This is a genomic window from Clostridium sp. AM34-11AC, assembly GCF_003435375.1.
Classification (GTDB): domain Bacteria; phylum Bacillota; class Clostridia; order Lachnospirales; family Lachnospiraceae; genus Pilosibacter; species Pilosibacter fragilis.
The window spans coordinates 16,382-30,850 of the sequence record NZ_QWGL01000009.1; the positions used below are offsets into that span (position 1 = coordinate 16,382).

The following is a 14,469-nucleotide window of genomic DNA, read 5'->3' on the forward strand; positions in this document are numbered from 1 at the left end:
CTGGAAGATCAGTAGTCTTTTTCAGACGGTAACAGGCAGATGAGCCAGACATTCCCGGCGGATAAGGAGTAATTTCTGCCGGGAATTTTTGTTTAAAAGAAAATAAGCGGCCGCGGGGACATCTGAATGTGACGGGCCGCATTCAGTTGGAGATCAGGAAGGAACAATCATGAAGAATAATATCCGCATTACTCTGGAATACGACGGAAGCCGGTATGATGGGTGGCAGAAACAGGGAAATACCGACAATACGATTCAGGGAAAACTGGAAAACGTGCTTTTCAGAATGGCTGGAGAAGAGATAGAGGTCCATGGCTCCGGAAGAACGGATGCGGGGGTCCATGCGAGAGGTCAGGTAGCTAATTTCCATATTAATGCGGAAATCTGTCCGGACGGAGAGTCAGCACGGGAATATCTGAACTGGTATCTTCCGGATGATATCAGGGTCCTCTCTGCGAAGATTGTGCCGGAACGGTTTCACAGCCGCCTGTCTGCCACATCAAAGACATATGGATATTATGTGGAGACCGGGGATAAGAAAAACGTATTCGAACGAAAATATGTCTATGGCTGCGGGAAGAAGCTGGATGTGAAAGCGATGAGACAGGCGGCGGAATTTCTTATCGGCGAACATGACTTCAAAAGCTTCTGCGCGAACCGCAGAATGAAAAAAAGCACGGTGCGCCGGATCGATGAGATCCGGATCGTGGAACATGGAACGAAGCTCGAATTCCTGTATACAGGAAACGGCTTTCTCTATAACATGGTGCGGATCTTAACGGGAACGCTTTTGGAGGTCGGCAGTGGAACGCGGAGACCGGAGAAAATGAAAGAGATCATTGCAGCGAAAAACCGTGATATGGCGGGAAGAACAGCTCCGCCCGAGGGATTATTCCTTCTCCACGTGGGCTATGAGGGCGAAAGGGAAACGGTATGATGAATCAGAACAAAGAATATGAGGACATGCCAGTTAAGGAAAAGAAAAAGAAGCAGGAGTTACGGGAAGCCGGGATGGACGTAAACGGTGAATTCTCTATGGACTCCCTGAAAAAGTGGTTCAGACGGGCCGGAGGAGCTCTGTCAATCTGCGCGGCAGCAGTATGCCTGATGGCGGTGCTGATGATGGGGAAGAACCGGAAGGAGTCACTGATCATGGAAGTAAATTCGGATATTATGATGGAATTTACCATGAACCGGCGGGGATCCGTGTTATCTGCAAAGGGAATGATGGCCAGATCAAATGAGGCAGTCTCCATGACCGTGTTTGAGGGGAAAAGCCTTGGAATCGCAGTGGGGAAGATCTTTGACAGGCTTGCGGATAACAACAGTCTCGGAGAGGATGGGGGAATCCTGATCTCCGTCCGGAAGTCCGGCGCGGAAGTAAAGGCGTCACCGGAAAAGATCGTAAAAGAGCTGCAAAAGCAGACGGAATCCGAGCTTCAGAAAAAGGAGTCCAGGGCGACGGTCTATGTGTTTGAGTCAGAAGAGGACACAAAAACCCGGGAGATTGCGGAAAAATATGGGATCACGGTGACGAAGGCAGAATTTTTAAAGCATCTTTTTTCGGAAAATCCGGGGATCACGATAGGAAAGCAGGAAGAACTTGCCGGGCATTCCTCAAAACGCCTGATCCGGGAGATCAATGAGCAGGAATATCAGATATCCTTAAAACCGGTGGTCGTAAAGACAACTTTCGAAAAAGCAAGCGAAGAGACCACGGAGGAGACAGCAGCTTTAGAGACAACAGAAGCTGTGTCGGAACAGAAATCTGCGGCTTTGGATACGGGTGACGAGAGAGAATCCACGAAAAATGACGGACTTTCCGAGATGCAGAGACGGAGAAAAGCTCTGGAGGCCGGGGAGAGCGTGGACTGGGTGGATCAGGAGACGAACAGGGAGCTGGGCGATCCGGATGAGAAAGACCGGCATTCATCGAATTCCCGGACCTCTCCGACAGAGACTGTGCCGCAGAAAACTGCGGAGCCGAAAACTACGGAGCCGAAAACTGAGGAACCGAAAACTGCGGAACCGGAAACTGCGGAACCGGGAACTACAGCATCGGAAACTGTGCCGCCGGAAACTGCACCGCCGACAGCCCCGGAGACAACAGCAGCGGTTACAGAGACTACCGCCGCGTCCGGAATGCTGACGCCGGAGACGAAAACACCGGCGTACTTAAGGGGACCGGGATTTGAAGATCCGGATAATCCGAAAAATTAGAATTAAAAAAGTAAAAAAATTAAAAAAACAGTTGACGGATCAGAGTCGTTGCGTTATAATACAACCTGTTGATGCATTGGGCTATCGCCAAATGGTAAGGCAACGGACTCTGACTCCGTCATTTTCAAGGTTCGAATCCTTGTAGCCCAGTTTAAAAACTAAATATTGTCCAAGTGTTTCAGATACATATTATTGGGCTATCGCCAAATGGTAAGGCAACGGACTCTGACTCCGTCATTTTCAAGGTTCGAATCCTTGTAGCCCAGCTAACGAAAGGCTGTTAATCTTTGTGAATGCAAGGCTTAATGGTCTTTTTTTCTTGCGCTTGGCAGGCATTTGTGTTAAGGTAGTGGTGCGAAAGGACGGTTTGCATTGACAGACATCTGAGCATTGAAGGCCCGTGTTTATGAGCGGGAAGTTCGAGACAGATTGAGACAACAACATGAGGTTAGACTATGTACGAATTAAACAGCCGGGTCCGGTACAGCGAGACGGATATTGACGCGAAGCTGTCCCTGACCGGAATTATGAATTATATGCAGGACTGCTCGACGATGCAGTCTGAGGATGCCGGAGTCGGGATCGGATATCTTGGACGGGAGAAGAAGGCGTGGCTTTTATCTTCCTGGCAGATCGTGATCGGACGCCGTCCGGTACTTGGAGAACGGATCAAGGTAGTGACATGGCCATATGCGGTGAAGGGACTTTATGCGCTGAGAAATTTCGCAATCCTCGATGAAAAAGGAGAATATCTGGTAAAAGCCAATTCCTACTGGTTCCTGATGAATACGGAGACTGGCCGGCCTATGAGGATTACGGATGCGGATACTGATCCGTACGGCGAATTTAATCCGAAGATCGAGATGGAGGACGCGGGACGAAAGATCGCCGTGCCGAAGGAGATGGAAGAGACTGGACGTCTGGTGGTCATGAAGCATCTTCTGGATACAAATCTCCATGTAAATAATGCCCAGTATGTGGATATCGCGAGAGAACTTGTCCCTGCGGGAATCGAGATCGGCGAGATCCGGGCGGAGTACCGGAAGGCGGCGGTACTCGGGGATGAGATCGTTGTCAAGAGCGCAAGAGAGGGGAGATCGCATCTCGTATCTCTTTGCAATACAAATGGTGATGTGTTCGCAAATATTGAGTTAAAAGAGAGGACGCAGCCGTAAAAGTGTCCGGCTGCGGGAGGACGAAAGACATGATGGAAATCGGAAAAATTCAGAAACTGAAGGTGATCAAGGAGAAAGACTTCGGAATTTACCTTTCTGACGGGGACAAGGCGGATGCCCAGGGTGTTCTTCTCCCCAAAAAACAGGTGCCGGAAGGAACAAAGATCGGTGATGAGCTGGAGGTGTTCCTCTACAAGGATTCTGAGGACCGCCTGATCGCGACGACATCCCGCCCGAAGGTTACTCTGGGTGAGACAGCGGTCCTTGAGGTGAAAGAAGTCTCAAAGATCGGCGCGTTTCTCGATATGGGACTGGAGAAAGATCTCCTGCTCCCGTTTAAGGAGCAGACCCACCAGGTCCGCAAAGGGGAGAAATGCTTGGTTGCCCTCTATGTCGATAAGAGCAAACGTCTCGCGGCGACCATGAAGGCGTACCAGTATCTGAGATGTGATTCCCCGTACCACACCGGAGACGAGGCGGATGGATTTGTATTTGAGATCAATCCAGATATGGGCGCATTCGTTGCAGTGGATGGGATCTACCAGGGAATGATCCCGAAAAAGGAGCTGTTTTCCGGCTACAAGGTAGGAGACGAGATCCGCGTCCGTGTGACGAGAGTGCGTGGGGATGGAAAGGTTGACCTCACAACACGCGACAAGGCGGGCAGCCAGATCTTTTCTGACTCCGATCTTGTCATGAAGGTCATCGAAGAATTTGACGGTGTTTTGCCGTTTAATGATAAGGCATCACCGGAAGTCATCGCGAGAGAATTTAAACTCAGCAAGAATGCCTTCAAGCGCGCGGTGGGCCACTTATTAAAAGAAGGAAAGATCGAGATCGCGGAGAAGAGCATCCGAAAAATCGATAAATAAGGAAAAAATGGAGGACAATCACATGAAGAAAGTAATCAGCACAACAAAAGCACCGGCAGCAATCGGACCGTACTCTCAGGCAATCGAGGCAAACGGCTTTGTATTCGCGTCAGGACAGATCCCGGTAGATCCGGAGACAGGTGAGATCCCGGAGGGGATCGAAGCACAGGCGGAGCAGGTTATGAAGAACATGAAGAATCTTCTCGAGGCAGCAGGAACATCCATCGACCAGGTTGTAAAGACAAGCGTATTTATCAAAAATATGGATGATTTCGCAACCATCAACGGCATCTACGCGAAATATTTCGAAAAAGACTGCCCGGCGCGTTCCTGTGTGGAGATTGCAAGACTTCCGAAGGATGTTCTGCTTGAGATGGAGGCAATTGCTGTAAAATAAGCAGGGCTGGAATGGATTTTTTGTGTGACTGTGAATGGACTGAGCAGTTATAAAATTTTTGGAACCTGAGCAGCGGCTGTCAGAAAATGACGGCCGCTGCTTTTTTTGGCAATTTTGATAATGATTTAACTATCTTCCTGCCTGTTTTTATGAAAAAAGGGTATATTTGTCAAAAACTTAAATCCACTATATGGAATATGCATGGAAAAAACGAAATTTTTTTGTGGAATAACCATATGGAAAAACAAGTACTAATTGTGTATGATGGATGCAACAGATATAAAAATAGGTTAAGTCTGCAATTCTGCAGTTAACCGTGAGAATACAGATCAGGAGGAAATCAATGTCCGGTTTAGTGTTAAGGAATATCAACAAGACGTTCCCGGGTGATCAGCAGGCGATCCGGGATTTCAACCTGGAAGTGAAGGACAGGGAGTTTTTGATCCTGGTGGGTCCGACGGCGTGCGGAAAATCGACGCTGCTCCGGATGATCGGCGGTCTGGAGGAGATCACCTCCGGCAGCCTGATGATCGATGGAATGGATATGACGGATGCAGATCCGAAAGAGAGAAATGTCGCAATGCTTTTCAAGAACAGTGTGCTCTATCCGGGAATGAGCGTGGAGGACAACCTTACATTCTCCCTCAGAATGGCAAAGATGCCGGCTGCAGAGATCGCGAGAAGAGTGGATGAGACCGTGGGAATCCTGAAAATCGAGGGAATCCTTGAAAAAATGCCGGAGGAGCTTTCAGCAGCTGATACATACCGCGTTCTTCTCGGACGTGCCCTGATGCGCCGCCCGGGGATCCTGCTTTTGGACCGCACTATCGCGGAAGCAGATCCGGATGTCCAGGAACTGATGAGAAAAGAGTTCGCAAATATCAACCGTGAGCTTGGAATTACCGTGATCTACGCAACGGACAACCAGAAGACTGCAATGGCATTAGGAACGAGAACGATCGTTATGAACGAGGGCGAGATCTGCCAGGAAGACTCCGCACAGAATATCTATGACCATCCGGAGAGTCTGTTTGTGGCGGGATTCTTCGGAACACCGAGAATGGATCTCTCTATTGCCAGGGTGTTGGAGGAGAACGGAAATATTGTTTTGGAGTTTGCGTCAGGAAAGATCCGGCTTTCCGGAGAAAAGGCTGAACAGTTAAAGAAACTCGACTATGTCGGAAAAGAAGTCTTCACAGGCGTTCGACCGGAAAAAATTGTTCCGGCGAAGGATGGAAAGGGTGAGATCACCGGAGAGATTCTTGGCAGCGAGGAGATTGAGGATGCCACATACATCCGTTTCCGTGTTGGAGAAAACGAATTTCTTGCAAAAGCATCCGACGGCGAAAAGCCATCCGGAAAGAAAATGTCCTTTGCGATTTCCGGCGACGATGTGTACCTTTTCGACAAAGAAACAGAAAAAATCATTAAAGAATAACCATAACTGTCCAGAAGGTCTGCGCACTTGCCGCGCTGACCGTAAGGGAACATAGGCAGGAAGGCAAAAAATCCCATCAGCGAAGCTGATCAGGAATGGATTTTTGCGTGTGACTATGAAGATGCTGAATAGTTATGAATAACCAAAATATCAGGCAGACCGGTTCCGGAAGGGGAACTCGGTCTGCCTTTTTGCATGTTTTTTAGTAAAAAATACAAAAAAATTCTTTTCTTTTTTGTGATTTTGCATTAGAATAAATGTGGATATGTCCATACTGTGAAAAGGAGAGGGCGCTATGATTTCAAATCAGATTTTACAGTCGAATATCGAAGGACTGAAAGAGATTACAAGAATTGACCTGTGCGTCTGTGATGTGGAGGGAAAGGTCCTGGCTTCCACATTCGAGCATGCGGAAGAGTATGAAAGTTCCATACTTGCGTTTGTGGATTCTCCGGCGGACAGCCAGGTGATTTCCGGTTATCAGTTCTTTAAAGTATTTGATGAACATCAGCTTGAGTACATCCTGCTTGCAAAAGGCGGCAGCGATGACGTGTATATGGTAGGCAAACTGGCAGCATTCCAGATCCAGAATCTTCTGGTGGCCTACAAAGAAAGATTCGATAAAGATAATTTCATCAAGAACCTGCTTCTTGATAATCTTCTGCTCGTTGATATCTACAACCGGGCGAAGAAACTTCATATCGAGACAAATGTAAAACGTGTCGTATTCCTGATCGAGACAAAGAATGAGAAAGATACGAATGCCCTGGAGACCATGCGCAGCCTGTTCTCCACAAAGACAAAAGACTTTATCACCGCAGTCGACGAGAAGAATATCATTCTTGTCCGTGAGGTGAAACCGGGTGAGACCTATGAAGATCTCGAGAAGACAGCAAATACGATTTTAGATATGCTGAACACAGAGGCGATGTCCAAAGTGCGCATCGCGTTCGGTACCATCGTTGGCGAGATCAAGGATGTTTCCCGTTCCTACAAGGAAGCAAAGATGGCTCTCGATGTCGGAAAGATCTTCTACAGCAGCAAGAACGTTGTAGCGTACTCCAACCTCGGTATTGGCCGTCTGATCTATCAGCTTCCGCTTCCACTCTGCCGGATGTTTATCAAAGAAATTTTTGATGGAAAGAACCCGGATGAGTTCGACGAGGAAACACTCACAACGATCAACAAATTCTTTGAGAACAGCCTGAATGTCTCCGAGACATCAAGACAGCTCTACATCCATAGAAATACGCTTGTTTATCGTCTGGATAAGCTCCAGAAGAGCACCGGACTGGATCTGCGAGTATTTGAGGATGCGATCACCTTCAAAATTGCCCTGATGGTTGTAAAGTACATGAAGTACATGGAGAATCTGGACTACTAAATTATGATAGAAATTTCAAAACTGACAAAGACCTATGACAGGGGTACGAAAGCCCTGAAGGACGTGAACATCACCATCGATGACGGGGAATTTGTCTTCATAACCGGCCGGAGCGGTTCCGGAAAATCTACACTGATCAAGATCCTCTTGAAGGAAGTGGAGCCGACCTCCGGTCGTGTTGTCGTTAATGACATGGACCTCAGAAAGATGCCGCGAAGATATGTTCCGAAGTATCGCCGGCGTCTCGGTGTCGTATTCCAGGATTTCCGTCTTTTAAAGGACAAGACGGTCTATGAGAATGTGGCATTTGCCCAGCGGGTGATCGGGGAGTCCAGCCGGACGATCCGGGAATCGGTTCCGCAGATGTTAAAGATGGTAGGCCTTTCTTCCAAGTATAAGTTTTTCCCGCATCAGCTCTCCGGCGGAGAACAGCAGCGCGTGGCGATTGCCCGGGCACTGATCAATCGCCCGGAGATCCTGCTTGCCGATGAGCCCACAGGAAACCTGGATCCCCACAATGCGATGGAGATCATGGGACTCCTGGAGAAGATCAACCGGCGTGGAACAACGGTGATCGTTGTCACACACAGCCATGAGATCGTGGACCTGATGAAGAAACGCGTCATCACGATCGACCGCGGAATGGTGGTCTGTGATGAGGAGGAAAGTGGGTACCGTTATGAGGATTAGTACATTCTGGTTCTGCATGAAGCAGGGACTGGTAAATATATGCAGAAATATCTGGTTTTCCCTTGCGTCGACCGCGATCATTTCTGCATGTATTTTTTTATTCTGCGTATTTTTCTCCGTGATCACCAACATCGAATATATGGTCCGCACGGCGGAGACCACAATGGGAATCACGGTATTTTTTGATGAGAACCTGACGGAGGACGAGATCAAAGACATCGGCGCGAAGATCGAGTCGGACAAGTCGGGAATGATAAAAGAGATAAAATTCGTCTCCGCTGAGGAGGCGTGGGACGGCTTTAAGACAGAGTATTTCGGTGAGGATGAAGCCTTAGCGGAAGGTTTTGCGGATGACAACCCGCTTGCAGGCTCCTCTTCCTACGAGATCCGCCTGAACAATATTACGGATCAGGATGGAATGGTGGCATACCTGGAAAGTATTGATGGTGTGCGGAAAGTAAACTATTCCAACAGTGCGGCTACGGGACTTGCAAGCTTCAATAAGATCCTGGGCCTGCTGTTCGGCGTCCTGATCGCCATGCTGTTGGCTGTTGCGGTATTCCTGATCAGCAATACGATCTCTGTTGCGGCTGAATTCCGGAAGAACGAGAACAGGATCATGCGTCTTATCGGAGCGACGAACTTTATGATCCGGGCCCCATTTGTGGTAGAAGGAACGATCCTGGGGCTTGTCGGAGCGGCGATCCCGCTGGGGGTCATTATTTTTGTCTACCGACAGACGGTGGAGTATGTGATGAACCGGTTTGAACTTCTTTCCGGAATCATCCAGTTCCTGCCGCTTGGAACCTTCTATCCGATGATGGCGGCGATCGCCCTGGCGCTGGGCGGCGGACTTGGATTTTTTGTAAGCTTCTTTACGATCCGCAAAGAGCTGCGCGTGTAGGAGGGGACAGCATATGAGAAAATCAGGAAGATTTCTGGCTGCGGTCCTGTCCTTTGCCCTGGTTCTTGCGACACCGCTTTCTGCCCAGGCGACAAAGAGCGGATTGAGTGACGCGAAGAGCAAAAAGACGGCGCTGGAGGCGGAAAAAAAGAAGACGGAACAGGAGCTAAAGAACCTGGAAGACCTTAAAAGCGATACGACGGCCTATGTCAAAAAGCTGGATTCCAGCCTGGAGTCCATCGGAAATGAGCTTTCAAAGCTTGGCGATGACATAGACGCGAAGGAAAAACAGATCGATACGACGAAACAGGAATTATCCGAGGCGAAGGAGACAGAGAAAAGCCAGTATGAATCCATGAAGCTGCGGATAAAATATATGTATGAGAAGGGCGACAGCACCTATGTGGACCTACTCATGGAGTCCGGCTCCCTCTCGGAGCTCTTGAGCAAGGCGGAGTACATCACAAAGATCTCGTCCTACGACCGGCAGAAGCTCGATGAATATGCCGCTACGAAGGAGAAAATCGCGGAGAAGGAAAAGAGTTTAGAGAGTGAACATGCCGAGCTCCTGATGCTTCAGGACGAGACGGAGGCAAAACAGGCGTCCGTGGAGAAGCTTCTGGCTGCAAAACAGACGGAGCTTCAGAACTACGAGACGAAGATCGCCTCCGCGGAGGGACAGATCTCCGAGTACGCGAAGTCCATCGAGGCCCAGGAGAACCAGATCAAGTCCATCGAGGCAGAGATCAAGCGGAAGGAAGAGGAAGCGAGAAAGAAAGCCGAGGAAGAAAAGAAAAAGGCCGCAGCGGCAAACAAGGCGGCACAGACGTATAAAACCGTGAGTCTTGGGGACATTAGCTTTACATGGCCGTGTCCTGCCAGTGGGCGGATTACTTCCGGCTTTGGAGGGCGAAAATCCCCGACGAAGGGCGCGTCCTCGAACCATCAGGGAATTGATATCAGCGCGCCGACGGGAACATCGATCGTGGCTGCTGCTGCGGGTGAGGTCGTGATCGCGACTTACAGTTCTTCTGCAGGAAATTATGTGATGATAAGCCATGGCGGCGGCGTGTATACAGTTTATATGCATGCATCGAGCCTGCTTGTATCACAGGGGCAGAGTGTGAAAAAGGGACAGACCATCGCGAAGGTCGGTTCGACGGGATACTCCACCGGGTCTCATCTCCACTTCGGAGTCCGGGTGAACGGGTCCTATGTGAATCCGACGAAATATGTGAGCCCGTAGGGACTGACAGGCAGAAAAGAGAGCCTGCGGTGCTGAATGCAGGGAAATATGACCTGTAGACTTTTTACATAAAGATCCTGGCACAGTTTTTATCGGATGAGATCTGGCTGCCCTGGGATGAAGGAGAAAAGACATTGGAAGAGAAAGAGACAAAAAATAAATTTTGGAAAGGCGTCCTTGTCGGAGTCCTTGTGACAGCATTCTCCGGACTTGCAGTCGTAGGTGTTGCAACGGGGATCTGGACCGTAGGAAGGCGTGCATCTGAGAGCCAGAGCACACAGACCGCGGAGACATCCGGCACTCAGCTGGATATGAACAAGATCACGCCGAAGCTTCAGTATATGGAGGCACTGATCGATAAGTACTTCCTGTTCGATGAGAACATGACGGAGGAAGAACAGGCAAAGAACGGAACGGCGGAAGACTGGATCTACCGCGGTTACATGTCCTCGTTGAACGATCCGTATTCCGTATATTACGATAAGGACGAGTACACAAGCCTGAATGAGGAGACTTCCGGAACTTACTGCGGAATTGGTGTACAAGTGAGCCAGAATGTATACACAGGAATCATCACAGCGGTCAAGGTGTTCAAGAACTCCCCGGCCCAGGAAGCCGGAATGCTGCCGGGAGATATCCTCTATAAAGTAGAAGATATCGAGGCTACCGGAGAGGACCTGTCTCTTCTCGTCAGTGACCACATCCGAGGTGAGGAGGGGACGAAGGTTCATCTGACTGTGTACCGCCAGTCCACGGATGAGTATGTAGAGATGGACGTGGAGCGCCGTATGGTGGAGAACCCAACAGTAGAGTATGAACTGCTGGATAATCATGCCGGCTACATTTCACTTTCTTCCTTTGAGGAGGTAAGCTCTGAACAGTTTAAGAGCGCTGTGGATGATCTGGCATCCAAGGGAATGGACAAGCTGATCATCGATCTTCGAAACAACGGCGGCGGCGTTGTTCAGGCGGCGAAGGATATTGCGGACTACCTGCTTCCGGATGGAAAGACCATTGTAAGCTTCAAGGGAAAAGGAATCGATGACAGCGTCTATACTTCCGATGACGGACATGAGGTAGATGTCCCGATCATTCTTCTTGTAAACGGTGAAAGCGCCAGTGCGTCCGAGGTTCTGACAGGTGCCTTAAAGGACAATGCCTGGGCAACGATTGTAGGCGAGAAGACCTTCGGAAAAGGAATCGCTCAGGGCATCTTCAACCTGCCGGACGGCAGCGGTCTGAAGCTCACAACGGCATACTACTACACCCCGTCAGGCGAGTGCATCCACAAACTTGGCATTGAGCCGGATGTGACCGTAGCTCTCGACGAAGACTTAAAGTCAAAGATCGAGATCCCGAAGGATGAGGACAACCAGCTTCAGACAGCTCTGGAGGTCTTCGATGAAGGCGTGGATGCCGTAAATGAAAAGATCTCCGCAGAGAACGGGGAGACAGCGACCGCGGACGATGATTTTGAGGCGAAGGTGAAGGAGAATCTGGAGATCGAGAAAGAAGCAGGGGCTGCGCAGTAGAATCTGCCCGGCAGATAAATTTGCGTTTCTACTATATTATATATAGAAGAAACAGTGCATTATACAGCTCATCAAAGAGGAAAAAGACACTTGAAAATTAATATGAAGTGTACTTTTTCCTCTTTTTCGTTTCAATCTGTGCATGGAAAACCATGATTTGAACATGCTCCTGCCGGTTATCCACAAATTGAAAAAACCCTTGAAAAATAAGCAAAAAAAGCTTGATTTTTCGATTTCGATGTGTTATTCTTATCTGGCTGTGACATGATAGCGTTGAAACGAGAGGTTGCTGCCTGAGAATGGCAGGTGTTCCGTGGAGCGAATGTCAAGTTAGGAAACTGGCGACAAGTCACTGTACCAAATTAACAGCTGCTCAGGGTAAGGGGCAGTAACAACGTGTGAATCGGCATGATACACACGAGACCGTGTACAGTCACCGCTTGTCGTACTTCGATTAAAAGTGCGAAAAGGAGGCGACTTTTTTTATGGCAAGTCAGGTTATGAGAATCACATTAAAGGCTTACGACCATCAGCTGATCGACCAGTCCGCTGGAAAGATCATCGAGACAGTAAAGAAAACAGGAGCACAGGTGAGTGGTCCGGTTCCGCTGCCGACAAAGAAAGAGGTTGTAACAATCTTAAGAGCTGTTCATAAGTACAAAGATTCCAGAGAGCAGTTCGAGCAGAGAACTCATAAGAGACTCATCGATATCGCAAGCCCGAGCCAGAAGACAGTAGATGCACTGTCCAGACTGGAAATGCCGGCTGGTGTTTATATCGACATCAAAATGAAAAATAAATAATTGAAAAATATTTACTTTTCATGCTACTGAAATGTAGCCACTAAAATTAGAAATCCTGAATGGTTCTGATATAAAAGCAACACTACTCATCCTGAAAGGGAATCAACATCATTACAATATGTAATGTCATAGTGTTCCACCTATGTTGGGCTGCTCTAGGATGAACGCACAGTAAATTCTGTTTTGCGTTCCGCTGTAGATTAGTAACAGGAGGTAAAAACAATGAAGAAAGCGATTTTAGCTACAAAAGTCGGAATGACTCAGATCTTCAACGATGAAGGCGTTCTTGTTCCGGTAACTGTTCTTCAGGCTGGTCCGTGTGTAGTAACACAGGTTAAGACAGAGGAGAACGATGGATACAAAGCTGTACAGGTTGGCTTTGTAGATAAGAGAGAGAAACTTGTAAACAAGCCGGTAAAGGGTCACTTCGACAAGGCTGGCGTATCTTACAAGAGATTCGTTAGAGAGTTCCGTTTTGAGAATTCTGAAGAGTATAACGTAAAAGACGAAATCAAAGCTGATATCTTCGCTACTGGCGATAAGGTTGATGCAACTGCTATCTCCAAAGGTAAAGGTTTCCAGGGCGCTATTAAGAGACTTGGACAGAGCAGAGGACCGATGGCTCATGGTTCTAAATTCCATCGTCATCAGGGTTCCAATGGTTCCGCAACAACTCCGGGCCGCGTATTCAAGGGCAAAGGCATGCCGGGTCAGATGGGTAACAAGAAGATTACCACTCAGAACCTCGAGATTGTCAAGGTTGACGTTGAGAACAACCTGATCCTTGTTAAAGGCGCTGTACCGGGACCGAAGAAGTCCTTAGTAACATTAAAGGAAACAGTAAAGGCTAACAAATAAGCTTTTACAGGAAAGGAGGAAACAGAAATGGCAAACGTATCCGTATACAATATGGAAGGTAAAGAAGTTGGCACAATCGAGCTGAACGACGCTGTATTTGGTGTTGAAGTGAACGAGCATCTCGTACACATGGCTGTTGTTGCACAGCTTGCAAATAAACGTCAGGGAACACAGAAAGCAAAAACACGTTCTGAGGTTTCCGGTGGCGGCAGAAAGCCGTGGAGACAGAAAGGAACAGGTCACGCTAGACAGGGTTCCACAAGATCTCCGCAGTGGACAGGCGGCGGAATGGTATTCGCTCCGACTCCGAGAGATTACACAATCACTCTTAACAAGAAAGAGAAGAGAGCTGCTCTTAAGTCCGCTCTTACAAGCAGAGTAAACGAGAACAAGTTTGTAGTTGTTGACGAGTTAAAGTTCGACGAGATCAAGACAAAGAACTTCAAGGCTGTTATGAACAACCTCAAAGTTTCCAAGGCTCTTGTTGTTCTTGCTGACAACGATCAGAACACAGTTCTTTCCGCAAGAAATATCCCGGAAGTTAAGACTTCCCTTGTTAATACAATCAATGTATTCGACATTCTGAAATACAACACTGTAGTAGCTACTAAGGCTGCTGTAGCATCTATCGAGGAGGTATACGCATAATGGCAAACGTACAGTACTACGACGTAATCCTCAAACCGGTTGTAACTGAGAAGAGCATGAACGCTATGAGCGAGAAGAAATACACATTCCTCGTACATCCGGAAGCAAACAAGACCATGATCAAAGAAGCTGTTGAGAAAATGTTCCCAGGAACAAAGGTTGACAGCGTAAACACAATGAACGCTGACGGTAAGAACCGCAGACGTGGCATGGTAGTAGGCAAGACTGCTAAGACTAAGAAAGCAATCGTTAAGCTTACAGCAGACAGCAAAGATATCGAAATCTTCCAGGGTCTGTAATTT

15 protein-coding genes and 2 tRNA genes are annotated in these 14,469 nt (G+C 48.3%); all 17 read left to right on the forward strand.

The window, feature by feature from the left end:
* The first annotated feature begins 169 nt into the window (after window positions 1–169).
* The 17 genes from truA (at window position 170) to rplW (ending at window position 14,466) form a co-directional block, all read left to right on the forward strand.
* Window positions 170–937, forward strand: a complete 768-nt coding sequence (gene truA, locus DW826_RS07465; RefSeq protein ID WP_117552434.1) for a tRNA pseudouridine(38-40) synthase TruA — start codon at window positions 170–172, stop codon at window positions 935–937.
* On the forward strand, window positions 937–2,220 hold the full coding sequence (locus tag DW826_RS07470; protein ID WP_117552435.1) for a hypothetical protein: 1,284 nt from the start codon (window positions 937–939) through the stop codon (window positions 2,218–2,220). Before truA ends, DW826_RS07470 begins: the two co-directional genes overlap by 1 nt.
* A gap of 77 nt (window positions 2,221–2,297) precedes the next feature.
* Window positions 2,298–2,370, forward strand: a tRNA-Gln gene (locus tag DW826_RS07475).
* Between the two features lie 43 nt (window positions 2,371–2,413).
* Window positions 2,414–2,486, forward strand: a tRNA-Gln gene (locus tag DW826_RS07480).
* 189 nt (window positions 2,487–2,675) lie between these two features.
* On the forward strand, window positions 2,676–3,395 hold the full coding sequence (locus DW826_RS07485; RefSeq protein WP_117552436.1) for an acyl-ACP thioesterase domain-containing protein: 720 nt from the start codon (window positions 2,676–2,678) through the stop codon (window positions 3,393–3,395).
* A gap of 29 nt (window positions 3,396–3,424) precedes the next feature.
* On the forward strand, window positions 3,425–4,267 hold the full coding sequence (locus tag DW826_RS07490; protein WP_117552437.1) for a S1-like domain-containing RNA-binding protein: 843 nt from the start codon (window positions 3,425–3,427) through the stop codon (window positions 4,265–4,267).
* Between the two features lie 22 nt (window positions 4,268–4,289).
* The gene (locus DW826_RS07495; protein ID WP_117470146.1) at window positions 4,290–4,664 is read left to right on the forward strand and encodes a RidA family protein; all 375 of its coding nucleotides are present in this window, start codon (window positions 4,290–4,292) and stop codon (window positions 4,662–4,664) included.
* A gap of 343 nt (window positions 4,665–5,007) precedes the next feature.
* Entirely contained in the window at window positions 5,008–6,102 is a 1,095-nt protein-coding gene (locus DW826_RS07505; protein WP_117552439.1) for an ABC transporter ATP-binding protein, read from the forward strand.
* 295 nt (window positions 6,103–6,397) lie between these two features.
* Entirely contained in the window at window positions 6,398–7,486 is a 1,089-nt protein-coding gene (locus DW826_RS07510; RefSeq protein WP_015553849.1) for a helix-turn-helix domain-containing protein, read from the forward strand.
* Between the two features lie 3 nt (window positions 7,487–7,489).
* Window positions 7,490–8,176 carry a cell division ATP-binding protein FtsE gene (gene ftsE, locus DW826_RS07515; RefSeq protein ID WP_015553848.1) on the forward strand — a complete coding sequence of 229 codons (687 nt, stop codon included), beginning with the start codon at window positions 7,490–7,492 and terminating at the stop codon, window positions 8,174–8,176.
* Window positions 8,166–9,080, forward strand: coding sequence for a permease-like cell division protein FtsX (locus tag DW826_RS07520; RefSeq protein WP_117552440.1), 915 nt, complete (start codon window positions 8,166–8,168; stop codon window positions 9,078–9,080). The genes ftsE and DW826_RS07520 overlap by 11 nt, the downstream gene beginning before the upstream one ends.
* Window positions 9,081–9,093: 13 nt before the next feature.
* A complete protein-coding gene (locus DW826_RS07525; RefSeq protein ID WP_117552441.1) occupies window positions 9,094–10,326 on the forward strand; it encodes a M23 family metallopeptidase in 1,233 nt (410 codons plus the stop codon).
* A gap of 134 nt (window positions 10,327–10,460) precedes the next feature.
* On the forward strand, window positions 10,461–11,858 hold the full coding sequence (locus tag DW826_RS07530; RefSeq protein ID WP_117552442.1) for a S41 family peptidase: 1,398 nt from the start codon (window positions 10,461–10,463) through the stop codon (window positions 11,856–11,858).
* 485 nt (window positions 11,859–12,343) lie between these two features.
* Window positions 12,344–12,661, forward strand: a complete 318-nt coding sequence (gene rpsJ, locus DW826_RS07535) for a 30S ribosomal protein S10 (protein ID WP_015553845.1) — start codon at window positions 12,344–12,346, stop codon at window positions 12,659–12,661.
* 222 nt (window positions 12,662–12,883) lie between these two features.
* Window positions 12,884–13,519 (forward strand): 50S ribosomal protein L3, encoded by a 636-nt coding sequence (gene rplC, locus DW826_RS07540; protein WP_117470151.1) that lies wholly within the window; start codon window positions 12,884–12,886, stop codon window positions 13,517–13,519.
* 27 nt (window positions 13,520–13,546) lie between these two features.
* The gene (rplD, locus tag DW826_RS07545; protein ID WP_117470152.1) at window positions 13,547–14,167 is read left to right on the forward strand and encodes a 50S ribosomal protein L4; all 621 of its coding nucleotides are present in this window, start codon (window positions 13,547–13,549) and stop codon (window positions 14,165–14,167) included.
* Window positions 14,167–14,466: a 50S ribosomal protein L23 gene (rplW, locus tag DW826_RS07550; RefSeq protein WP_117470153.1), complete on the forward strand. Its 300-nt coding sequence runs from the start codon at window positions 14,167–14,169 to the stop codon at window positions 14,464–14,466. The genes rplD and rplW overlap by 1 nt, the downstream gene beginning before the upstream one ends.
* Window positions 14,467–14,469 lie beyond the last annotated feature (3 nt).